The sequence below is a fragment of the Porphyrobacter sp. THAI-01a genome, from assembly GCF_056868655.1.
Genome location: NZ_CP180579.1, coordinates 2,296,496 through 2,319,581, shown reverse-complemented (window position 1 = coordinate 2,319,581; position 23,086 = coordinate 2,296,496). Strand labels below are relative to the sequence as shown.

Genomic DNA, 23,086 nt, shown 5'->3' with positions numbered 1-23,086 from the left:
GCCCCCGCATGACCATTGGGCTAGGATGATGCCTTGCGCCGGATGGAAATCAATACAAATCGCCGTGCCTTCTTCTTCAGAGGAACGGTTCCTCGCCCGGCTTGTGGATGCCGCATTCGGTCTTGTCCCAGCCCTTCCACCGTCCCGAGCGCGGGTCTTCGCCAGGCAGCACCTGCGAGGTGCACGGCGAGCAGCCGATCGACGGATAACCCTGCGCGATCAGCGGGTGGCGGGGGAGGTCGTGCTGGATGAAATAGCCTTCGATCTGCCCGGCATCCCAATCGATCAGCGGGTTGATCTTGAGCCGCCCCTGCGCGTCCGAGGTATCCACCTCGAAGCGCGGCAGCTTGGCGCGGGTCGCGGCCTGGAAGGCCTTCCTGCCGGTGAAGCTCGCATCATAGCCCGCCAGAGCCTTCTCGAGCGGCCTGACCTTGCGGATCTCGCAGCAGCCGTCGGGGTCGTAGGACCACCTGAGCCCGGTTTCGTCCTTCGCGGCGAGGTCCGCCGGATCGGGGGTCAGCACCACGAGGTTGAGGCCGAGGCGCTCCACCAGAAGGTCGCGGTAGGCCAGCGTCTCGGCGAAATGCTTGCCGGTGTCGAGGAAGAGCACCGGCACCGTGGGGTCAACGCTGGCGACGAGGTGCAGCAGCACCGCGCTCTCCGCCCCGAAGCTGGAGACCACGGCGAGGTCGCCCGCCAGACGATCGCGGATCACCGTCTCGAGCATCTCCGGCGTCGAGCTGCCGCGGAACATGCGGTTCAAACGTGAGGCATCATGCTCGGTGAAGCGCGGGGCGAGGTCGAGCCTGTCGCGGGTGCGGTCCCCGGGGGCGATCCGGAGTTCAGGCTTCATGGCGCTTGTCCGCGATGGTGCGGCGGCCATCCGCCGCACGCTGGTAGACGTTCTCCCACGTCGCGAAGGCGCGGGCCGCGTCCTCCTCGTCGAGGCGCTTGTCGGGGGCGAAGCTGTCGAAGCCGCAGCGGCGCATGTGGGAAAGCTGGTCGATCAGCACCTGCCCGACCGCGCGCAGCTCGCCGGTGTAGCCCGCCTCGCGCAGGATGCGGGCCGAGGAATAGCCGCGCCCGTCGCCGAAAGCCGGGAAGTTGACCTCGACCAGCGCCAGCCGGTCGAGGAAGGGCAGCAGCACGCGGGCATCGTCGCCCGGCTCGATCCGGACGGCGGTGGCGTTGGTCTGGTCCAGCACGGAATCGACCGTCACGGCGGCGTGATCGACCGGCTCGTCGTCGCGGAAGCGGAACTGCACCTCGTCGGGCGAGGTGCCGAGATTGGTGCTCATGCCGCTTCCTCCCGCAGACGTGCGACTGCCTTCAATTCGATGCAAAAGCCCGAAAGCCAGGTGACGCCCACCCCCGTAAGGGTGGGATAGGGAGGCTCGCCCCACCACTTCTCGCGCGCGGCGATGAAATGCGGCAGCATCACCTCGGGATCGACCACGTAAACGGTGAGGTCGACGATGTCGGCGAAGGTGCAACCGGCGGCAGCGAGGACCGCGCCAAGGTTCTCGAACGCCAGCTCGGCTTGCCGGGCGAGGTCCGGTTCGGGCGATCCGTCTTCGCGGCTGCCGACCTGACCGGAGGCGAACAGGAACCCGCCTGAGCGGACAGCTGGCGAATAGCGGAATTGCCCGTAGAGATCCTGTCGACCGGCCGGAAACACGGCGTCACGCGTGGCCATAAAGCGCCTCCTTGAACGGCTCCATGCCGATGCGGCGGTAGGTGTCGAGGAAACGCTCGTCCTCGGCGCGCGACGCGAGATAGACGTCTGTGACCTTCTCGACCGCGGCGATCACGCCGTCTTCGTCGAAGCCGGGGCCGGTGATCTTGGCGAGGCTCACGTCCTCGGCCTCGCTGCCGCCGAGGGAGAGCTGGTAGTTCTCGACCCCCTTCTTGTCGACGCCGAGGATGCCGATGTGGCCCGCGTGGTGGTGCCCGCAGGCGTTGATGCAGCCGGATATCTTGAGCTTCAATTCGCCCACCACCTCGGTCCGGCCCGTCTCGGCGAACCGCTCGGAAATGCGCTGCGCGAGCGGGATCGAGCGGGCATTGGCGAGCGAGCAATAGTCGAGGCCCGGGCAGGCGATGATGTCCTCGATCGTGTCCATGTTGGCGCTGCCGAGGCCCGCCGCGTCGAGTGCCTGCCACACCGCGGGAAGGTCGGCGATGCGGACATGGGGCAGCAGCAGGTTCTGCGTGTGCATCACGCGCAGCTCGTCGAACGAGTATTCGCGGGCGAGGCGCGCGACGAGGCGCATCTGCTCCGAGGTCGCATCGCCGGGAATGCCGCCTGCGGGCTTGAGGCTGATGACGGCCGAGACGTAACCCGGCGCCTTGTGGGCGTGGGTGTTGCGGCGGACCCATTGCCCGAACGCGCTGCCCTGACCGCCGTTCGCCTCGAGCATCGTCGAGAGGCTCTGTGTCCCGGCTTCGCTCGACACGAACGGGGGTGGGGCGAAGTGTGCGGCGATCCGCGCCAGCTCCTCGCGCGGCGGCTCGACGCCGACCGAGAGCAGGTGCGCGAATTCCTCCTCGACCTGGCGGATATATTCCGCCGCGCCCAGTTCGTGGACGAGGATCTTGATCCGCGCCTTGTACTTGTTGTCGCGCCGGCCGTAGCGGTTGTAGACCCGAAGGCAGGCCTCGGCATAGGTGATGAACTGGTCGATCGGCACGAAGTCGCGGATCAGCGGGGCGACCATCGGGGTGCGGCCCATGCCGCCGCCGGCGTAGAACTCGGCGCCGATCTCCCCGTCACGCTTCACGATGCGCACGCCGATATCGTGGAGCCGCATTGCCGCGCGGTCCTTCTCCGACGCGATCACCGCGATCTTGAACTTGCGGGGGAGGTAGGTGAACTCCGGGTGGAAGCTCGACCACTGGCGCATCAGCTCGGCATAGGGACGGGGGTCGACCACCTCGTCCGCCGCCGCGCCCGCGAAGTGGTCCGACGAGATGTTGCGGATGCAGTTGCCGCTGGTCTGGATGGCGTGCATCTCGACCGTCGCGAGATCGGCGAGCGCGTCGGCGCAATCCTCCAGCCGGATCCAGTTGTACTGGATGTTCTGGCGCGTGGTGAAGTGCCCGTAGCCGCGGTCGTACTTGTCCGCGATGTCGGCGAGCATCTCCATCTGGCGGCTGTCGAGCGTGCCATAGGGGATGGCGACGCGCAGCATGTAGGCGTGGAGCTGGAGATATAGGCCGTTCATCAGCCGCAGCGGCTTGAACTGGTCCTCGGTCAGCTTGCCCTCGAGGCGGCGGCGGGCCTGGTCGCGGAATTCGGCGACGCGGGCATCAACCATGGCCTGGTCATATTGGTCGTAACGGTACATCTCAGATCACCCAGTCCCAGCCGGTCTTCTGCGCGGTCGGCACGGCGAGGTCGCGCCGCACCGTGGGGCCGAGCGCGCGCACCCGGTCCTTGATATGGGCCGGGCGGACGTGCCCGGCGGCGTCGATGGTGGCTTCGATGGCGTAGGGGACGTTGACGCGGCGCGCGGCTTCCTCGCGGGCGAGGATTTCCTCGGCGTCCTCGCCCACGTCCACGGCATCGTCGACGAACAGCGACCAGCCGGTGCCGTTCCACCATGTCACCGCGCCGCTGCGCAGGTCGTTGCCGGTGAGGATCTTCATTCTGCACTCTCCTGTGCGAGCGCGGCCACGGCAGCGTCCTCGCGCGCGGTGACTTCGCCGATGACGATGAGAGCGGGGCTCTTGACCGCCTCGCGCTCCACGAGGTCCGGCAGCCCCGCGAGCAGCCCGCGCAGCACGCGCATCTCGGGGCGGGCGGCATTCTCGATCACGGCGACGGGCATGTCGGGGGCGAGGCCGTCGGCCATCAGCTTCTCGGCGATTTGCGGCGCGGTCGAGACGCCCATGTAAATGACGAGGGTGCGACCCTTGCCCGCAAGGCCCGACCAGTCCTGCTCGGCGAGGCCCTTGCACTGGCCGGCGACGAAGGAGACGGTGCTCGAGGCGTCGCGGTGGGTGAGGGCAATGCCGGCGGCCGCAGCGGCTCCGTTGGCGGCGGAAATGCCGGGCACGACCTCGACCGGAACCCCCGCGGCGCGCGCGGCCTCGGCCTCCTCGCCGCCGCGCCCGAAGATGAAGGGATCGCCGCCCTTGAGGCGCACCACATCGCGGCCGGCAAGCGCCTCGCGCACCAGCAGGGCGTTGATCTCCTCCTGCGGCATCGTGTGGCGGGCGCGCTGTTTCGCCACGGAAACGAGGCGCGCATCGGGGCGGGCGAGGCTCAGGATGTCGGGGCCGATCAGCCCGTCATGGACGATCACCCGCGCGCCCTCGATCAGGCGGGCGGCGCGCAGGGTGAGGAGGTCCACCGGACCCGGCCCCGCGCCGACGAGAAATATGGTGCCGGTTCTTCGCATGGTGCCGCAGATGGGCCACCGCGCGCTAGGGTGCCAGCGAGAATGGGTTGGCGGGCGCGTAGCTGAGCTATTGGCGCCCGGCATCCTCCTGCGCAGGCACCGCCTCGCGCCCGGTCAGGGCCGCCAGCACCGCGCGGGTCTGCGGATTGTCGCGCAGGTTGATGTCGCGCTGCGGGAAGGGGATCTCGATCCCGTTGTCCCTGAACATCCCCCACAGGTTCTTCAGCACCTCGCTGCGGACATTGCCGACGCCGTCCTCGGGATCGTCGATCCAGCAATGGATGGTGAAATCGACCGAGTTCTCGCCGAACCCCGTCCACCACACGGTCGGCGGCGGGGTCTCGAGCACGCGCCGCGCCTTGGCTGCCGCCTCGAGCATCAGTGTCTCGGCGAGCGCCATGTCGGTGTCGTAGGCGACCCCGACCTTGATCTGGATGCGCACGTTCTTCGAGGAATAGGACCAGTTCTCGACCTGGTTGATCATCAGGTTCTCGTTGGGGATCAGGTATTCGCGCTCGTCCCGCGTCGTCACCGAGACCGCGCGGATGCCGATCCGCCGAATCTGGCCGAAGGTCTGCTGTCCGGCCTGGTCGGCCACCGCGATCACGTCGCCCGGCTTGATCGACTTGTCCATCAGCAGGATGATGCCGGAGATGAGGTTGCCGAAGGTCTTCTGCAGCCCGAAGCCGATCGCGAGGCCGAAGGCGCCCGAGAACACGGTGAGCGCGGTGAGGTCGACGCCGATGAGGTCGACCCCGACGAGGAAGGTCATCGTCCAGATGACGATGGTCGCGATCTTCTCGGCGAGCACGGCCTGCGTTCCGTCGAGCCCCTTGATCCGGCGCAGGGCCGCGCGGGTGAGGCGGGTGGCGAGCATCGCCAGGGCGAGCACCAGCAGCACCGCGCCGACCACGAAGATCACGTCGAAGGCCGACACGCGCCAGTCGCCGACCTCGAGCGCGAAGGCATCGAGCCGGTTGACGATGCCGCCCACGGTCTGGCTGCGCTCGGCGATGTCCTCGCGCAGCACGTCGGCGCCGCCCACCGCCTCGCTGCCGCCGCCGCGGGAGGGCGAGGGTGCGGGCGCGGGAACGATCATCCCGCCTGCTCCAGCGCCTGCGCCAGATCGGCGATCAGGTCATCCGGGTCCTCGAGCCCGATCGCCAGCCGCAGCGCCGGCGCGCCGCCGGTGCCGGGCATGAGGCTGCGGTAGTCCTCGGGCCGGATCGGCAGGGCGAGGCTCTCGAACCCGCCCCAGGAATAGCCGATGCCGAAGAGTTGAAGCGCGTCCGCCACCCGCGCGGAGGCGGCGGGATCATCGCTCGCCAGAACGAAGGCGAAGAGGCCGCACCCGCCGGTGAAATCGCGCCGCCACAAGGCGTGGCCGGGATCGGAGGGGAGCAGCGGGCACGCCACGCGGGCGACCTGCGGCTGGGCCTCCAGCCACTCGGCCACGCGCAAGGCCGTGCGGGTCTGCGCCTCGAGCCTGACGCCCATCGTCCTCAGGCCCCGCGCCGCCAGCGCGGCATCGTCGGGCGAGACGACCTGCCCCAGCTCTTGGCTGACGCGCCGCAGCGCCGCATACCAGCGCTTGCCCGCGCTCGCGCTGCCCATCATCAGGTCCGAATGGCCGCCGACGTGCTTGGAGAGGCTCATCATCACGATGTCGCAGCCATGCTCCAGCGCGGCAAAGCCGAGCGGGCCCGCCCAGGTGTTGTCGATCATCGTCACCGCGCCCTGCGCGCGGGCGACAGCCGCGAGCGCGGGAACATCGCACATCTCGAAGGTGAGGCTGCCGGGGGCTTCCAGCCACACCGCGCGCACGTCGCCCGGCGCGAACAGCGCCTCGTAGGCGGCAAGGTCGCGCGGATCGAAGAAGTCGGTCGTCACTCCCAGCCGCGCCAGCAGCCCGGTCGCCATGCTGCGGGTGGGATCATACGCATTGTCAGCCATCAGCAGCCGGTCGCCGGGCCTCAGCACCGCCAGCATGCACCCCGCGATCGCCGCCACGCCGCTCGGCCAGAGAACCGTGCCGTGCGCGCCGCGTTCGAGCTGGGTCAGCGCCTCGGCGAGCGCCCACTGCGTCGGCGCGCCGCGCCTGCCGTAGAAGAACTGTCCGTCGGCATTGTTGCCGCCCGCCGCGTGACGATCGGCGTCGCAGTCGTAGAGGTGCGTCGAGCCGCGCCACACCGGCGGGTTGACCACCGGCCCCGTCCACTCCTTGCGCCGCCCGCCGCGCACCAGACGGGTGGCGGGCTTCAGGTGCTTGTCGTCGCCGCCGCCGCTCATGCCTCGGGCCCCTGAGCCTTCGGAGTGTCGGGATCGGCGCCCCACTCGCTCCAGCTCCCATCGTAGAGCGCCGTCCTGTCGACGCCCGCAAGGTGCAGCGCGAACAGCAGCACGCTCGCCGTTACCCCGCTGCCGCAGGTGGTGACGATCGGCCTGTCCAGATCGACGCCGGCCTCGGCGAAGGCCGCGCGGATTTCCTCGGGCGTCCTGTAGGTGCCGTCGGCGTTCAGAACCTCGGTGAAGGGCACGTTGAGCGCCCCGGGGATGCGCCCCATCGGCAGCCCGTGGACCGGATCGGTGCCGGTGCCATAGACCCGGTCGGCCGAGCGTGCGTCGACCACCTGTTCCGCGCCGCTGGCGAGATTGGCGAGCATTTCGGCCTTGCTGCGCACCCGGCGCGGGGGCGGCAGGCTGGCGGGGGCGATCGCCTCGCCGTGCTCTGCCCCGCTCGCCAGCGGGTGGCCGGCGGCGCGCCAGGCGGCAAGGCCGCCGTCGAGGATCGCGACCTTGCCCCAGCCCATCGCGGTGAGCAGGAACCACGCCCGCGCGGCGGTGCGGATCGCGCTGTCGTCGTAGAGCACGATCGCGTCCTCGCCCCGCACCCCCAGCAGCGCGAGGCGCGCGGCGAGCTGGTCGGCGGTGGGCAGGGCATACGGGACCGGCGAGCCCGCATCGAACAGACTGGCAAGGCCGAGGAAGCGCGCGCCCGGGATATGCCCGGCGGCGAACTCGGCGGCTGCGTCGCGCCCGGCGGCGGGCAGGTGGTGCGAGGCATCGAGCACGGCGAGGCCGGGCGCCTCGCGGTTCGCGGCGAGCCACTCGGCGGAGACGAGGGCGGAAGGAAGCGTGGTCATGACCGCGACCCTAGCGCCCCCCGCCCGCCGGTGCAAAGGGCGAGGGGGTTCAGGCCGCGGCGGAGGCAGGCGGAAGCGCGATGGCCTGTGCGACCAGACCGTCGAGCGCCCCCGGCGGCACGTCGAGCGGGATCGGGTGGACGCGCCCGCTGGCCGAGGGCGTGCCGACCACGAAGCTGCGGGCGAGCGGGCGCTGGCCCTCGCCTTCCAGCGTGACATGGACGAGCGGAACGAACAGCGGGGTCGTCCCTTGTCGCAGCGGGGCGATGGCCGAAAGCGGGAGCTGCACCGTGCCGGTGATGCTGCGCGCCTGATGCGGGCCGATGCGCGCGATGCTCTGGAGCGCCTGGGCGCTGCCGGCCGAGGGGGCATTGCCCGCGCCGCTCGCCCGCGCGCAGGCGAGCTGGAGCGCGAGCGCAAGGTCGTTCACCGCGCGCTCGGAGCGGTTGGCGATGGCGAGCCGGTATTCGAGCGTGAACATCATCAGGCTGCGGGTCGCTGCGGTGATCTCCAGCGTCAGGTCGAGGCGCGGCAGGTCGGGAGCGAGGGGCGCGGCGGCACTTTCGCGCGCGGCTGCGGCAGCGGGCGCGGCGAGGCGCAGCGGGCGCGCCTTGCGTCGCCGCCAGGCGAGTGCGCCGCCGCCCAGCAGCGCCAGTGCGCCGAGCCCGCCTGCGGCAAAGGGCCACCAGTCGGGGAGCGCCGGCGGCGGGAAGGCGTTCTCCGGTGCCGTCTCGATCCCGTCCGCGTCCGCAGGTGCGCTCGCCAGCGGGGGTGCTTCGCCCGATGCCGCAGGCGAGGGCGTCTCCAACGGCTCGCTTTCGGGCAAGGCGCCGGCTGGCGCGGTTGCGGCGGGCGAGGGGACCGAGGGAGCGCTCGCGCGCGCCGGGGGCGCGCTCTCGCGGGCGGGCGGCGGCGGCAGGGCTATAGGGGCGCGGTCGGGGAGGGGCGTGGGTGAGGGTGCGGCATCCACGCTCGGCGGCGCGGCGGGCTGGGCGCGGGGCGGGATGGCGACTCCGCCGCGCTCGTCGGCGGGACCGGCAGGGGCGGGGGTGGGCGAGGGGCTGGCAGGGGGCAGCTCGAAGCTCCCCGGCGTCTCCTGCGCGGCAAGCGGCGCGGCGAGCGCCAGCAGCGCGGCGGCGGGCAGGCATGCGGCGCGGCGGGCGGGGACGGGAAGCGGGGTCGGGCGGAGGATCATGGCGCGGCGGCGTTCCGGGCGTGGGTTGGCAGGGGCGACAAGAGGGCGGGCGGGTGTGTGCGGGGGCGCGTCTGAACCGCGCCTGTCCCGACATCGCCCCCCATAGGCCCGCCGCCCGCTCCGCGCCAGTTCCGGCCTTGCGCGCTGCGGCGGAACGCGGCAACAGCGCGGCATGGAAAGCACACCCCCGGCCAAACCCCAACCCCAGTTCCTCGGCAAGGACACCCCGCTCCCCGCCTCGCCCGAGGAGGCGGTGCTCGACTACGTGCCAAACCCGCGCCCGGGGCTGACCTATCTGGTGCGCTTCGTCAGCCCCGAGTTCACCTCGCTGTGCCCGGTGACCAACCAGCCCGATTTCGCCCATCTGGTGATCGACTACGTGCCGCAGGAGACGATCGTCGAGAGCAAGAGCCTCAAGCTGTTCCTCGGCTCGTTCCGCAACCACAACGGCTTCCACGAGGACGTGACCGTGGGCATCGGGGTGCGCCTGTTCGAGGAGATGCGCCCGCAATGGCTGCGCATCGGCGGCTACTGGTATCCGCGCGGCGGGATTCCGATCGACGTGTTCTGGCAATCGGGCCTTCCGCCCGAGGGGCTTTGGCTGCCCGACCAGGGCGTGCCGTCCTATCGCGGGCGCGGGTAGGCTGCGCCGGGGCGCATCACGCCCTCGTTGCGGGATCATCACGCGGTCATCCCGGTGTCATCGCGATGCGCTTCGCGCGTCCCGACCTGTTTCACGTGAAACAGCGGGCCCCGGATCAGGCCCCCGGCACGCTCAGTTCTAGCTGGACGAACTTCGGCACCGACTTGTTCGCCTCGCGCCACTTTGCGAGCGGGAAGGCGCCTGCGCCGAGCGCCGCGAGCGGGATTCCGGCCTCGGCGAGCGAATAGGGCGAGATGCGGTGGCGCGTCATGAACCCGCCGCTGCCGTCGGAGATCAGCGGGGTCTCGAACTTCAGGCCCTGGCTGGTCTCGGTGGCGTTGGCCACCTTGCTCACCACCAGCTGCCCGTGGCCGAGATCGAGCACCACCTCGGTCCCCACCGGCACCCCGGCCAGCCCGTTGATCCGCGCGCCGGTCTTGGAGAGGTTCCTGAGGATCACGTCGTAGTAGTGATCCTCGTGGATCAGTCCGACCTTGCGGAAGATGGTGATGCGTTCCGAGCGGTGACGCGGCGGGCCGCTGGGACGGAAGGTGCCCGAACCCTCGGCGAACTGGGCGAGCACCTGCTCCTGCGTCATCGGGCGCGAGAAGATGTAGCCCTGCACGAGGTCCGCGCCGCGCTCCTTGACGAGGGCGAGCTCGTCCATCGCCTCGACGCCTTCGGCCACGGTCTCCATCCCCAGCGCCTTGGCCAGCGCCACGATCGCGGCGATGATCGCGGGGTTTATGTCGCCGTTCTCGGTGCAGCCGCGCACGAAGCTCTGGTCGATCTTGATCTTGTCGAAATGGCCGTGCTTCAGGTAGCCCAATGACGAATAGCCCGTGCCGAAATCGTCGAGCGCGAGGCGCACGCCCAGCTTCTTGAGATCGCGGAAGATCGCGTCGACCGTTTCCAGGTCGCCGACGAAGACGCTCTCGGTGATCTCCAGCTCCAGCCGCTGCGGGGGCAGGCCGGAGGCGGCCAGCGCGGCGGCGACCGCCTTGCGGTAGCCCGGGCGGATGAACTGCTTGGCCGACACGTTGACCGCGACCCGGATCGTCTCGGGCCAGGCGAGCGCATCGATGCAGGCCTGGCGCAGCGCGATCTCGCCGATGCGGATGATGAGGTCGTCGTTCTCGGCCACCGGGATGAACTGCGCCGGGCTGATGTCGCCCTCTTCCTCGTCATGCCAGCGCAGCAGCGCCTCGAAGCACTTGACCTCGTTGGTGACGGGATCGACGAGCGGCTGGTAGGCGAGCCGCAGCTCGTCGCGGTCGACCGCGTCGCGCAGCCGGTCGCCGAGCATCGCGGTCTTGGACGCGGCGTCGCGCAGCTCGCTGGTGAAGAAGCAGAAGGTGCCGCCGCGGGTTTCCTTGGCGGAATAGAGCGCCATGTCCGCGGCGCGGGTCAGCTCGTCGGCCTCGACCCCGTCATAGGGCGCGATTGCGATGCCGACCGATGTGCCGATGATCGCCCGCCGGCCGTTGATCTGGTAGGGCTGGGAGACCGACTGGACGATGCGGTTTGCCAGCTCGCCGAGCGTGCCGCGGTCGTCCATGTCGGGCAGCAGCACCTGGAACTCGTCGCCGCCGAGGCGGCCGACCTCGCCGTGGTTGCCGACGATCGACGTGAGGCGCTGCCCGACCTGCTTGAGCAGCTCGTCGCCTGCCGGGTGGCCCATCGTGTCGTTGACCTGCTTGAAGCGGTCGAGATCGATCATCATCAGCGCGCAGCTGCGCTGGGTGATGCGGAAGGCGGCGAGCATGGAGGACAGGCGCTCGCCCAGCTTGCGGCGGTTGGCCAGCCCGGTCAGCTCGTCGACCTGCGATTGCCGCGCGACCTGGGTCTCGTACGCATATTGCGCCGAGATATCGACGGCGCTGCCGCGATAGCCGCGGAAGGTGCCACTCGCGTCGGTCAGCGGCCGCCCGTTGACGCGCCACCAGCGCGTCGCGCCGCGCGCATCCGGCACGGCCACGATCTGCTCCTCGAGCTTCGAGCGGGCGTTGAGCTTGAAGGCGAGGCTGCGCTGGGTCGGCGCGCCGGCTTCCTCCTCGATGTCCTGAAAGACCCGGGTGAGGGGCTTGCCCACCATGCTTTCGCTGCTCGCTCCGAGATCGTCGAGCGCGCGCTGGGAGAGGAAACTGAGATTGCCCTCGGCGTCGGTCGCCCAGAACATTCCGATGCCGAGTTCCTCGACCTCGCCGAGCACCGCGCCCCGATCGGGCGCGCCGGACCGGGCGGTGCGTCGCTCGGACGTCTGGCCCTTGGGGCTGCTGCTGGAAGCTTTGCGGAAACCGAGTGGCATGCCCAATCCTTGTCGCCGTTCCGTGTCGGGGCGTCTGTGGTCCGGTGCGGAGAAGATGGTCCGCGCAGGATGTCCCGCCATAGGCCAAGCGTCGTTGAAAAAGCGTTACGCCCGGACTTCGGGGCCAGCGCGCGGCAGACGGAGACACGCCAGCGGCAAGTGGCGCGGAACCGTTCGCGTTTCGCGGCGTTATCGCATCGTGCACCTGCGCGGCATTTTCTTGCCGATACGGGGCTGCCTTGCGTAATTTTGCTACATCACCACCGGCGTTGGGGACCGCGCCCTTGCGAACTTTGCGACAATCGGGGGGACTGCGTCATTACTGTCGACACTCTGCTGGCGAGCAAGCCCGATGATCTGGTGAACCCCGTCGCCACCCGCGCCGACTGGGAGGCGATGCGCGCGGCCGCGCTGGCCGATCCGGGCGCGTTCCACGGCGCGATCGCCGCACGCAACATGCACTGGTTCGTTGCCGATGCCGGCGCGGCCGGCGCATGGCTCGCCAAGGGCGAGGACGGGCGCTGGACCGGGTGGGACGCCGCCACCGCCGCACCGGTGGCTCCCGAGCTGCCAGCCGATTTCACCCCCTGGCACACCGGCTTCGACGGCTCCACCCCGCCGCACTGGCGCTGGTTCGTGGGCGGGCGCACGAACGCCGCCTTTTCCGAACTCGACCGCCACGTGCTCGCCGGCCACGGGGCCGAGGCCGCGCTGGTGTTCGAGGGCGACCGCTGGGATATGAGCGCCAACGGCGGCAAGGGCGCGCCGATCGACTGCTTCACGGTCAGCCGCAAGCGCCTGCTGCTCGAGGTCGCCAAGTGCGCCGTCGCGCTCGAGGAGCTGGGCCTGAAGCCGGGCGACCGCATGGCGCTGAACATGCCCAGCATCGTGCCCCAGATCTACTGGACCGAGGCCGCCAAGCGGATGGGCGTGGTCTACACCGCGGTGTTCGGGGGCTTTTCCGACAAGACCCTCAGCGACCGCATCGCCGACACCGGCGCGCGGGTAATTGTCACCAGCGACGGCAGCTACCGCAACGCGCAGGTCGCGGCCTTCAAGAACGCCTATACCGACCCGGCGCTCGACAATTTCGTGCCGGTGACGACGGCGCTGGACATTCTCTCCGGGCTCGATCTCGAACTGGCGGAGGAGGATCACGCAACCATCCTTGCTGCGGTGCGCGAGGCGCTCGCAGGCGAGATCACGGTCGACCGTTCGGACGTGATGCGCGGCGTGGGCAAGGCGCTGATCCAGCTCGGCAGCGAGGGGCGTATCACCTCGGCTGACGCGGCGCGGGTTCGGATCGCGATTGCCTCGAGCCTCGTCACCCTGCCGCCGCGCGTGGAGGCGGTGATCGTGTGCCGCCACACGCACCAGCCCGACATGATCTGGCGCGAGGAGCGCGACCGCTGGAGCCACGAGCTGACCGAGGCGGCGCTCGGCGCGGTGCTCGAGAAGGCGCGGGCCGCAGGCTTCGCCGTCCAGTCGGAAGCCGAGCTGATGGCATTGCCGGACGGCGATTTCGTGCGCGCGATCTGGGCTTCGTCCAGGCCCATGCCGGTCGATGCCGACTACCCGATGTTCTTCATCTACACCTCGGGCAGCACCGGCAAGCCCAAGGGAATCGTCCACAGCCACGGCTATGCCGCGGGCGTCGCCGAGACGATGAAGGTGAGCTTCGACGCGCGCCCCGGCGACACGCTGTTCGTGGTCGCCGATCCGGGCTGGATCACCGGGCAGAGCTATCTCATCTGCGCGCCGCTGATGACGCGGGTGACCTCGCTGGTTTCCGAGGGCTCGCCGGTCTTTCCTCACGCGGGGCGCTTCGCTTCGATGATCGAGCGGCACGGGGTGAAGATCTTCAAGGCGGGGGTGACCTTCCTCAAGTCGGTGATGAGCGATCCCGACAACCTCGCCGAGGTGCAGCGTTACGACATGAGCGGCCTGCGCGTGGCGACCTTCTGCGCCGAGCCGGTCAGCCCGTCCGTGCAGGCCTTCGGGATGGAGCACGTCACGGCGCGCTACATCAACTCCTACTGGGCGACCGAGCACGGCGGGATCGCCTGGACGCACATGTTCGCCAATGACGACTTCCCGCTGCGCCCCGACGCGCACGCCTATCCGCTGCCGTGGATCGTGGGCGACGTGTGGGTGGAGGACGAGGCGGGTCAGGGCGGCGAGGCGCCCTTCACCCGCTCCGACGAGGGCGGCGTGCCGTGGCGCAGGGCCGAAACCGGCGAGAAGGGCGAGATCGTCATTGCCGCGCCCTATCCCTACCTGGCGCGCACCATCTGGGGCGACATCGCGGGCTTCAAGGTCGCCGATGGCCAGGTCGATCCCGCCTGGCGCGGCGATGCGGCGCGCTGGGAAGACGGCTACTGGCGGCGCTGGAAGGGCGCATGGGCCTATACCCAGGGCGACTTCGCGATCCAGCACGCGGACGGCTCCTTCTCGCTCCACGGTCGCTCGGACGATGTCATCAACGTCTCGGGCCATCGCATGGGCACCGAGGAAATCGAGGGCGCGGTGCTGCGCGACAAGGCGCTCGCGCCGGACTCGCCGGTCGGCAACGTGCTGGTCGTCGGCGCACCGCACCGCGAAAAGGGGCTGACCCCGCTCGCCTTCGTGGTGCCGGTCGCCGGGCGCAAGCTGACGCACGAGGACAAGCGCCGCCTCTTCGATCTCGTGCGCACGGAGAAGGGCGCGGTCGCGGTGCCGGCGGATTTCATCGAGGTCAGCCAGTTCCCCGAGACCCGCTCGGGCAAGTACATGCGCCGCATGGTCCGCGCACTGGTGGTGGGCGAGGATGTCGGCGACGTCACGACGCTGCGCAACCCCGAGGCGCTGGACGAGTTACGCACCGTCATCGCCGACTGGCAGCGCAAGCAGCGCATGGCCGACGAGCAGGCGCTGTTCGACCGGCACCGCTATTTCCTCGTCCAGTACAACACGGTTGCGCCCGGCAAGCAGGTGGCGACCGTCACAGTCACCAACCCGCCGGTCAACGCGCTCAACGAACGCGCCATCGACGAGCTGGTGCTGGTGACCTCGACCCTCGCTCGCGACGACAACGTGGTCGCGGTGGTCTTCACCGGCGAGGGCACTTCGTCCTTTGTCGCGGGGGCGGACATCCGTCAGATGCTCGAGGAGATCCACACGGTCGAAGAAGCGATGGTGCTCCCCAACAACGCCCACCTCGCCTTCCGCACCATCGAGAGCATGAACAAGCCCTGCGTCGCGGCGGTGCAGGGCGTGGCGCTGGGCGGCGGCATGGAGTTCGCGCTCGCGTGCCATTACCGCATTGCCGAGCCGGTGGCCCGCTTCGGCCAGCCCGAGATCCGGCTGCGGCTGCTTCCCGGCTACGGCGGCACCCAGCGCCTGCCGCGCCTGCTTGCCGACCGGCGGGGGGCGGAGGGGGTGCGCGATGCGCTCGACCTCATTCTTGGTGGGCGGAGCATCACGGCAGAGCAGGCGGCGGGAATCGGTGTGGTCGACGCACTGGTCGAAGGCGCCGAGGATGCGCTCTCGGCGGCCCATGCGGCGGTGCGTGATTTCGTGAAGCACGGCCTCGGCAGCGCGCTCGGCTGCGCCTTCGCGGAGCGGCAGGCGGCGACCGTGCGCTGGGAGGAAGCGTCGGAGATCGACCTCGATGCGGTGCTCGAGGACGACTTCCTCCAGCGCATCCTGCGCCAGCTCGAATGGGCGGGCCGCGACGTGGCAGGCGCGCGGGCGCTCGATGCGGTGCGCACGGGTCTTGAGCACGGCATCACCCAGGGCACGGCGCGCGAGGCGCGGCTGTTCGCCGAAGCCATCGTCGATCCCGAGGGCGGGAAGACCGGCATTCGCCAGTTCATCGACAAGGTCGCGCCCCCGCTTCCCGTCCGGCGTGACGGGGTGTGGATCGATGCCGAGCACGAAATGCGCGCACAGGCGCTCGAGGCGGCGGGCGATCTGCTCCCCGTCGGCGCGCCCTTTTATCCGGGTGTGACGCCCATCCCGCCGTGGCAATATGCCTTCGGCATCGCCCGCGATCCCGACACGGGTGCGCCCCGCTTCGGCCCGCCCGCAAGCCACGAGAAGGAGCTGATCGTCAAGACCCCCGAGCCCGCGCCCAACGAGGCGCTGCTCTACATGCTGACGAGCGAGGTCAACTTCAACGACATCTGGGCGCTGACCGGCATCCCCGTCTCGCCCTTTGATGCGCACGAGGAGGACGTGCAGATCACCGGATCGGGCGGGATCGCGCTGGTGGCGGCGCTTGGCTCCGAAACGCGCGCGCAGGGACGGATCAAGGTCGGCGATCTTGTCACCGTCTATTCGGGGACGAATGACCTGCTCTCGCCGCTGGTCGGCAACGACCCGATGTATGCCGATTTCAGCATCCAGGGCTACGAGACCGAAACGGGCAGCCATGCCCAGTTCCTGACCGTGCAGGCCCCGCAGATGCACAAGGTGCCGCCCGATCTGACGCTGGAGCAGGCGGGGAGCTATGTCCTCAACCTCGGCACCATCGCGCGGTGCCTGTTCACCACCTTGCAGATCGCGCCGGGGCGGACGCTGTTCGTCGAGGGCGCGGCGACGGGGACCGGGCTGGATGCGCTGCGGTCCTCGGTGCGGACGGGCTTGCAGGTGACAGGGCTGGTGTCCTCGGAGGAGCGCGCCAGCTTCATCACGCAGGTGCAGGGCGCGGTGGGCGCGATCAACCGCAAGGATGCGCGCTTTGCAGCCCTCTACAGCGTGGTGCCCGAAGACAAGGCCGAGGCCATCGCATGGGAAGCCGCAGGCGCACCGCTGATCGAGGAATACAAGGCGCTGAACGGCGGCAAGCTGGCCGACTACGTGGTGAGCCACGCAGGCGAGACGGCCTTCCCCCGCTCGTTTCAATTGCTGGCGGAGGGCGGCACGCTCGCCTTCTACGGCGCCTCGTCGGGCTACCACTTCAGCTTCATGGGCAAGCCGGGGACGGCAACCCCCGAGGAAATGCTCCGCCGCGCGGCGCTGCGGGGCGGCGAGGCGGTGCTGATCTTCTACGGGCCGGGGTCGAGCGACCTGCTCGACGAAACCGGCCTCGAAATGATCGAAGCCGCGCGCCGCTTCAACGCGCGTTCGGTGATCGCCACCACCACCGACGGGCAGCGCGAGTTCCTGCAATCACTGGGGCTGGAGGACGCGATCGAGGGGATCGTCAGCCTCGAGAGCATCCGCCGCCGCGAAGGGGCGAACTTCCACTGGCCCGACACCATGCCGCGCCTGCCCGATGCCAAGGCCAATATCGAGGTCTTCAAGGCAGCGGTGCGCGACTATCAGGACCGGGTGATGAAGCCCTTCGGCTCGGCGGTGGGGAAGATCCTGCGCTCGCCCGACAACCCGCGCGGCAGCCCCGATCTGGTCTTCGAGCGCGCCGGGCAGGACACGCTTGGCATCTCGACCTCGCTAGTGAAGCCCTTCACGGGGCGGGTGATCTTCGCCGAGGATCTTACCGGCTGCCGCTTCACCTTCTACGCCCCGCAGGTCTGGACCCGCCAGCGCCGCATCTACATGCCGACCGCGCAGATCTTCGGCACGCACTTGTGCAATGCCTATGAGGTCGCGCGGATGAACGACATGATTGCGGCGGGCCTGCTCGAAGTGACCGAGCCCGAGGTGGTGCCGTGGGAGGGCCTGCCGGAAGCGCACCAGGCGATGTGGGACAACCGGCACACCGGATCGACGTATGTGGTCAATCACGCGCTCCCCGAAATGGGCCTCAGGAGCCGCGATGCGCTGCTTGAAGCGTGGGCGGCAACGGGAGGGGCATCTGCAAGTCCCGGGGAACCGGAAGCCTGACCCGCGCGTTGCGGTTTTTGAAACGTTCTTAACTCTCCTCCCCAGGGTTTGAACGAAGTGCAAAGCGAAGCGCGGCTTCGCGGCAATTTTCTGTGAGGAGAGTTCTATGGCGAAGTCCAAAGCCGCTGCTGCTGCGCCTGCCCTCCAGGGCGATATCCCGGGCCGCCTCGCCGGCAAGATCGCGGTCGTGACCGGCGCGGCGGGCAATCTCGGCGGGCATATCGTCACGCACTACCTCGCAGAAGGCGCAACCGTCGTGATGACGGGCCGCACGCCCGACCGCACCAAGGCGGCCGCCGAGGCCCTGCTCAAGGCAACCGGGGCTGACCCGGCGCGGCTCGCCACGGTCGCGCTCGACGGGGGCGACATCGCCTCGGTCCGCGCCGCGATTGCGGAAGTCGTGAAGCAGTTCGGGCGGATCGACATTCTGGTGAACAACGCCGGCAGCGCGGGCCCCAAGCAGCCGATCGAGAACCTGCCGCTGTCCGCCGAGGAACTCGCTGCGCTCCAGAAGACCGGCAGCACCGACAGCGAGACCGTGGGCGATGCGCTGCGCAACATCTTCGGCGTCGCGTGGAACGTCGCCCGGGTCGCGGCCGAGCACATCCCCGAGGGCGGCTCGATCATCAACGTCTCGACCATCTTCAGCCGCACGCCCTATTACGCGCGCGCGGCCTATGTCGTCCCCAAGGCGGCGATGAACGCGTGGAGCCGCGAGCTCAGCCTAGAGCTCGGGCCCAAGGGCATCCGCGTCAACCTCGTCTATCCCGGCCCGATCGAGAGCGAGCGGATCCGCAATGTCTTCGCCGCGATGGACGCCGCGCGCGGGGACGCGGCGGGCACCACCGCCAACCAGTTCTTCGACATGATGAGCCTCGAACGGGCCACCGGCGGCAACGAGAAGGCCAAGACCTTCCCCACCCCGACCGACATCGCCACCACCTGCGTCTTCCTCGGCAGCGACGAAAGCGCGGCCTACAACGGCCACGATTTCGAGGTCACCCACGGCATGTCCGTGCGCAAGGAGCAGCGATCGACCTATCTCGCGCGGCCCACCATGCGTTCGATGGACGGCACCGGGCTGGCGGTTCTGATCGCGGCGGGCGACGACTGGGAAGAGGCGCTGGAGATCGCGCAGGTGCAGCTCGCATGCGGGGCCGAGGTCATGCTCGGCCTGCCGCGCGCCGCCGACGTTGCCATCGCCGAGAAGCGCTGCAAGGCCTTGGGCCTTTCCGACAAGCTTGCGATCATCCGCTTCAGCCGCAAGGACCCGGCGGCGATGGAGGCCGCGCTGGAGGACTACACCAAGGGCGGCACGCCGGTCAGCGGCGCGCTATTCCTCCCTGCGTTGGGCGCGGGCGAGCTGTCGGGCGCGATCACGGCAGCGGACGACAGCGTGGTCGAGGCGCTGATGGACGCCGAACTGGCGGGCAACATGGCGCTCGCGCGTACCATGAGCCGCTACTGGAAGCGCCACGACAACCTGCTCCAGCCGCCGCGTTTCGTCTTTGTGAGCCATGCGAGCGACGGCAAGGGCGACATCTACGGCCATATCCTTCGGGCCGCGACCGAACAGCTGATCCGCATCTGGCGCGACGAGTCCGCGATCGACACCGAGCACGGCCGCCGCCGGCAAGCGGAATGGGGCAACCAGATCGTCCGCTTCACCAACACCGAGGCCGAGAACATCCGCTTCACCGCCGGTCACGCCGCGCGCATCCTACTCAAGGAGAGCAAGCTCGGCGAGATCACGCTCTATGTCCCGGCGAACATCGGCGAGGCGACCGGGGCGCGCAAGGCGATGCCGGGCTTCTCCGAGAACATCACCGGCCTGCACCTCGGCAAGGTCGCGCTGATCACCGGCGGTTCGGCCGGGATCGGCGGGCAGGTCGCGCGCCTGCTGGCGCTGGCTGGCGGCAAGGTGATGATGGTTGCCCGGCGCGAAAGCGAACTCGCCGTCGCGCGGGCCAAGATCGTCTCCGAGCTGGAGGACATCGGCTTCGCGGGCGTCGAGCGCCGGGTGCAGACCCTCGCCAATGTCGACGTCAGCAATTTCGAGAGCCTGAAGGGCGCGGTCGACGCGACGCTCAAGGCCTTCGGGCGGATCGACTACCTCATCAACAACGCGGGCGTTGCGGGCGCGGAGGACATGGTCGTCGACATGACCGTCGATGCCTGGAACTACACGCTCGATGCGAACCTCGTGTCCAACTACTTCCTGATGCACCACGTCGCCCCGCTGATGAAGGCGCAGGGCTCGGGCTACATCCTCAACGTATCGTCCTATTTCGGGGGCGAGAAATATCTTGCGGTGGCCTATCCCAACCGCGCCGATTATGCGGTGTCCAAGGCCGGGCAGCGCGCGATGGTGGAATCGATGGCGCGCTATCTTGGGCCCGAGGTGCAGTTCAACGCCATCGCCCCCGGCCCGGTCGACGGCGACCGCCTCTCGGGCACCGGAGGCAAGCCGGGGCTGTTCGAGCGGCGCGGCAAGCTGATCCTCGAGAACAAGCGGCTGAACGCCGTCCACGCCGCCGCGATCAAGGCAATCCGGCGCGGGGTCAGGGTCGAGGCGGTGCTGGCGCGGCTCGCCCGCAACGACACCGTGAAGATGAGCCACGACACCAACAACCCGCGCGAGCTGCGCGAGCTGGCGCTCGCCTGTGCGCGCGAGGGGGACGGCACCTGCACCTGGGACCAGTATCTCCTCACCCCCCAGATCGCCGCCGCGCTGGTGGCGCGCCTCAGGCAGGCAGGCCTGTTCCTCGATGCGCCTGAATGGTCGGAGCGCAAGCCCGAGGAGGACGGCGACTGGCTGCTGCGCGTCCCGCCCGAGGATGCGCCTTTCCTCCCCGCCGACAAGATCGCCGTCGAGGCGAACAAGGTCGGCAGCGGGGTGCTCTCCAAGCTCTACCTCGGCAAGATGCCGACCGAGCATGACGTTGCCCAGGCGACCGTCTTCTTCCTCGCCGACCGAGCCGTGTCGGGCGAGACCTTCATGCCCTCGGGCGGCCTCAGCGTCGAACGCTCAACCACCGAGCGCGAGCTGTTCGGCTCGCCCAAGCAGGAACGCCTTGACCAGATGCGCGGCAAGACGGTGTGGATCATCGGCGAGCACCTCGCCGACTACCTCGCCGAAACCGCGCGCGCCTTCATCGAGGATTGCCATGCGGCCAACGTCGTGGTGATCACCCGCACCGCCGAAGCCTTCGAGGCGATCAAGGCGCAGCTCGAACCCGAAACCGCCGAGGCGCTGACATCGCTGGTGAAGACAACCGACATCGAAGCCGCGATGGACGAGGCGCTGCTCGCCTGGGGCAAGCCCACCACCATCCTCTCGACCCCGATGGCGGCGCTGCCGGGCAAGCTGTTCGGAAGCGACGATCCGCTCACCCCGGAGGAGTTCCGGAGCGTGGTGGCCGACAATCTCACCCACCACTTCCGCGTGTCGCGGCGTGCCTCGCTCTACGACGATTGCCAGCTCGTGCTGACGAGCCCCGACGTGCCGATGGGCGACAAGTCGCCGGCCTTCGCGCTGGCGAACTTCATCAAGACGACGCTCCACGCCTTCACCGCGACGCTCGCGGTCGAGAACGAACGGCTGGTGCACGATGTGCCGGTCAACCAGATCAACCTCACCCGCCGCGTGCGGTCGGAGGAACCGCGCGATCTCGACGAGCATCTCGAGGAGGTCCGCCGTTTCGCCCGCGCGGTGCTTCTCGTCGGCGCGCCGCTGCCCGATGCGGAGGATTCGCGCTACCGCGCGCGCATCTATCGCGGGATGTCGATGACGGTATAAGCTGGCGGGCATGATCCAGTACCTGCCCTTCGAAAAGCCGATCGAGGCGCTCGACAAGCACGTTGCGGAGCTTTCCGCCCTTCCCGAGGGCACCGAGGAGGCGCGGATGCTGCGCGAGCGGGCCGAGAAGCTGCTCGCCGACACCTATGCCCGCCTCTCCCCATGGGAGCGCACGCTGGTGGCTCGCCACCCGCAGCGCCCCCGTTTCGAGAAGCTGGTGGCCGGGCTGTTCGGCGAGTTCCTGCCGATCGCGGGCGACCGCACCTTCGGCGACGATCAGGCGATCATCGGCGGCTTCGCCCGCTTCGAGGGGCGCAAGGTGATGGTGATCGGCCACGTCAAGGGCGAGGACACGCCCGGGCGGCTCAAGCACAATTTCGGCATGGCCCGGCCCGAGGGCTATCGCAAGGCGATCCGGCTGATGGAGCTGGCCGACCGCTTCGGCCTGCCCGTGGTGACGCTGGTCGACACCCCCGGCGCCTTCCCTGGCGTCGATGCCGAGGCGCGCGGACAGGCCGAGGCGATCGCCCGCTCGACCGAGGCCTGCCTTGCGCTCGGCGTGCCGCTCGTCGCGGTGATCATCGGCGAGGGCGGATCGGGCGGGGCGGTGGCGCTCGCGGCCGCCAACCGCGTGCTGATGTTCGAGCACGCGGTCTATTCGGTGATCAGCCCCGAAGGCTGCGCCTCGATCCTGTGGCGCAGTGCGGCGCAGGCAGCCACCGCTGCCGAGGCGATGCGGGTGACGGCAGGCGACCTGCTCAAGCTCGGGGTGATCCACCGCATCGTCTACGAACCGCGCGGCGGCGCGCACCGCGATCCGGCCGAGACGGTCAAGCGCCTGACGCTCGCCCTGCGTGCCGAACTCGACACCCTCGCCGCCATGACCCCCGCGGAACTGCGCCGCGACCGCGAGGAGTTCTTCCTGCGGCTGGGGTAGGGGCGGGGCGCAAGGGTGACGGATTCACCACGTGTTCAGGGCCGCCCGCCATGGCTGCTACGCACCATGCATCAGCCCGGAAGATGACACAGCCATCTGCCGCCTTGCGCGCGGCCGCGGCGGCCGTCCTCGTCACCCTTGCTCTCGCCGCGCCTCCGTTGCGGGCCGCAGGGGACGCGCTCGGCCCGGCGCAGCTCGCCGGTCTGGCCGAGGCAGATGCCTCCCTCAAGGCCGCGCGGGCCAGCCTTCCCGATTGCGAACCCGGCTGCATCACCCCAGGCGAGGCAACGGCGATGGCGCTGGCGCTGGGCGAGGACGAGGCGCGTGCCGGGCGGTTCCTGCTCGACGTTCGCGGCGGCGGGCAGAGCCTCCAGGGGCAGCTCGGCACCATGCTGTTCGTCAACTCGCGGCGGGATTACGCGACGCTCGGCACGCTCACCATCGCCTTCGAGCCCGAGGCCCTGCACGCGCTGCTGCGCCGGGCACGCGGGTGCGGCGCGGCGGATGTGGTCGACGGGCAGATTACGGTGAAGGCCTGCTACGGCGAGGGGGTGCCGGACCTCAACATGTTCACGATGATGCAGCGGCTCGGCGGACGCCGGCTGATCGTGGAGGGCGAGGTGCGCCGCAACTGGATCGACTCGCCACTGGGTTCGCCGCGGCCCGTCGCCAATTTTTATGGCGAGCACGAAGTCGGCTATTATCAGGTCTGGGTCCACGTAACCGAGGCCGCCCAGGTGACCTTCGCCGACGAGGGGTGAGGGAAGGTGGTGGTGTGGGACGTAATAACAGCTTGGACAGGCAAAACCAAAATACAATCACTTAGTCAGAT

16 protein-coding genes are annotated in these 23,086 nt (G+C 69.5%); 5 read left to right on the top strand and 11 right to left on the bottom strand.

Features of this window, described 5'->3' with window-relative positions:
• Positions 1–76: 76 nt before the first annotated feature.
• The 10 genes from ACMX37_RS11275 to ACMX37_RS11230 all read right to left on the bottom strand — a co-directional run bounded on the left by ACMX37_RS11275 (position 77) and on the right by ACMX37_RS11230 (position 8,741).
• Complete coding sequence (locus ACMX37_RS11275) at positions 77–853, bottom strand: phosphoadenylyl-sulfate reductase (RefSeq protein ID WP_483146015.1); 777 nt, start codon at positions 851–853, stop codon at positions 77–79.
• Positions 843–1,298 carry a DUF934 domain-containing protein gene (locus ACMX37_RS11270; protein WP_483146014.1) on the bottom strand — a complete coding sequence of 152 codons (456 nt, stop codon included), beginning with the start codon at positions 1,296–1,298 and terminating at the stop codon, positions 843–845. The genes ACMX37_RS11275 and ACMX37_RS11270 overlap by 11 nt, the downstream gene beginning before the upstream one ends.
• The gene (locus ACMX37_RS11265; protein ID WP_483146013.1) at positions 1,295–1,696 is read right to left on the bottom strand and encodes a RidA family protein; all 402 of its coding nucleotides are present in this window, start codon (positions 1,694–1,696) and stop codon (positions 1,295–1,297) included. The genes ACMX37_RS11270 and ACMX37_RS11265 overlap by 4 nt, the downstream gene beginning before the upstream one ends.
• Positions 1,683–3,347 carry a nitrite/sulfite reductase gene (locus ACMX37_RS11260; RefSeq protein WP_483146012.1) on the bottom strand — a complete coding sequence of 555 codons (1,665 nt, stop codon included), beginning with the start codon at positions 3,345–3,347 and terminating at the stop codon, positions 1,683–1,685. The genes ACMX37_RS11265 and ACMX37_RS11260 overlap by 14 nt, the downstream gene beginning before the upstream one ends.
• A gap of 1 nt (position 3,348) precedes the next feature.
• Complete coding sequence (locus tag ACMX37_RS11255; RefSeq protein WP_483146011.1) at positions 3,349–3,648, bottom strand: DUF2849 domain-containing protein; 300 nt, start codon at positions 3,646–3,648, stop codon at positions 3,349–3,351.
• Positions 3,645–4,403, bottom strand: coding sequence for a uroporphyrinogen-III C-methyltransferase (gene cobA, locus ACMX37_RS11250; RefSeq protein ID WP_483146010.1), 759 nt, complete (start codon positions 4,401–4,403; stop codon positions 3,645–3,647). Before cobA ends, ACMX37_RS11255 begins: the two co-directional genes overlap by 4 nt.
• A 67-nt stretch (positions 4,404–4,470) precedes the next feature.
• Positions 4,471–5,502 (bottom strand): mechanosensitive ion channel family protein, encoded by a 1,032-nt coding sequence (locus tag ACMX37_RS11245; protein WP_483146009.1) that lies wholly within the window; start codon positions 5,500–5,502, stop codon positions 4,471–4,473.
• Positions 5,499–6,692 carry a cystathionine beta-lyase gene (gene metC / locus ACMX37_RS11240; RefSeq protein WP_483146008.1) on the bottom strand — a complete coding sequence of 398 codons (1,194 nt, stop codon included), beginning with the start codon at positions 6,690–6,692 and terminating at the stop codon, positions 5,499–5,501. Before metC ends, ACMX37_RS11245 begins: the two co-directional genes overlap by 4 nt.
• Positions 6,689–7,546: a sulfurtransferase gene (locus ACMX37_RS11235; RefSeq protein WP_483146007.1), complete on the bottom strand. Its 858-nt coding sequence runs from the start codon at positions 7,544–7,546 to the stop codon at positions 6,689–6,691. The genes metC and ACMX37_RS11235 overlap by 4 nt, the downstream gene beginning before the upstream one ends.
• 49 nt (positions 7,547–7,595) lie before the next feature.
• Positions 7,596–8,741 carry a hypothetical protein gene (locus ACMX37_RS11230; protein WP_483146006.1) on the bottom strand — a complete coding sequence of 382 codons (1,146 nt, stop codon included), beginning with the start codon at positions 8,739–8,741 and terminating at the stop codon, positions 7,596–7,598.
• A gap of 172 nt (positions 8,742–8,913) precedes the next feature.
• Between ACMX37_RS11230 and queF the strand changes: the two genes are divergently transcribed.
• Positions 8,914–9,384, top strand: a complete 471-nt coding sequence (gene queF, locus ACMX37_RS11225) for a preQ(1) synthase (RefSeq protein WP_483146005.1) — start codon at positions 8,914–8,916, stop codon at positions 9,382–9,384.
• Between the two features lie 115 nt (positions 9,385–9,499).
• On the opposite strand, the gene ACMX37_RS11220 is transcribed toward queF, so the two are convergent.
• On the bottom strand, positions 9,500–11,692 hold the full coding sequence (locus ACMX37_RS11220; protein WP_483146004.1) for a putative bifunctional diguanylate cyclase/phosphodiesterase: 2,193 nt from the start codon (positions 11,690–11,692) through the stop codon (positions 9,500–9,502).
• 360 nt (positions 11,693–12,052) lie between these two features.
• Here ACMX37_RS11220 and ACMX37_RS11215 point away from each other — a divergent pair, with 360 nt between their 5' ends.
• The 4 genes from ACMX37_RS11215 (at position 12,053) to ACMX37_RS11200 (ending at position 23,015) form a co-directional block, all read left to right on the top strand.
• Complete coding sequence (locus ACMX37_RS11215) at positions 12,053–17,518, top strand: AMP-binding protein (protein WP_483146003.1); 5,466 nt, start codon at positions 12,053–12,055, stop codon at positions 17,516–17,518.
• A gap of 106 nt (positions 17,519–17,624) precedes the next feature.
• The gene (locus ACMX37_RS11210; RefSeq protein WP_483146002.1) at positions 17,625–21,317 is read left to right on the top strand and encodes an SDR family NAD(P)-dependent oxidoreductase; all 3,693 of its coding nucleotides are present in this window, start codon (positions 17,625–17,627) and stop codon (positions 21,315–21,317) included.
• 10 nt (positions 21,318–21,327) lie between these two features.
• Positions 21,328–22,254 (top strand): acetyl-CoA carboxylase carboxyltransferase subunit alpha, encoded by a 927-nt coding sequence (locus ACMX37_RS11205; RefSeq protein WP_483146001.1) that lies wholly within the window; start codon positions 21,328–21,330, stop codon positions 22,252–22,254.
• Between the two features lie 83 nt (positions 22,255–22,337).
• Complete coding sequence (locus tag ACMX37_RS11200) at positions 22,338–23,015, top strand: hypothetical protein (protein ID WP_483146000.1); 678 nt, start codon at positions 22,338–22,340, stop codon at positions 23,013–23,015.
• Positions 23,016–23,086 lie beyond the last annotated feature (71 nt).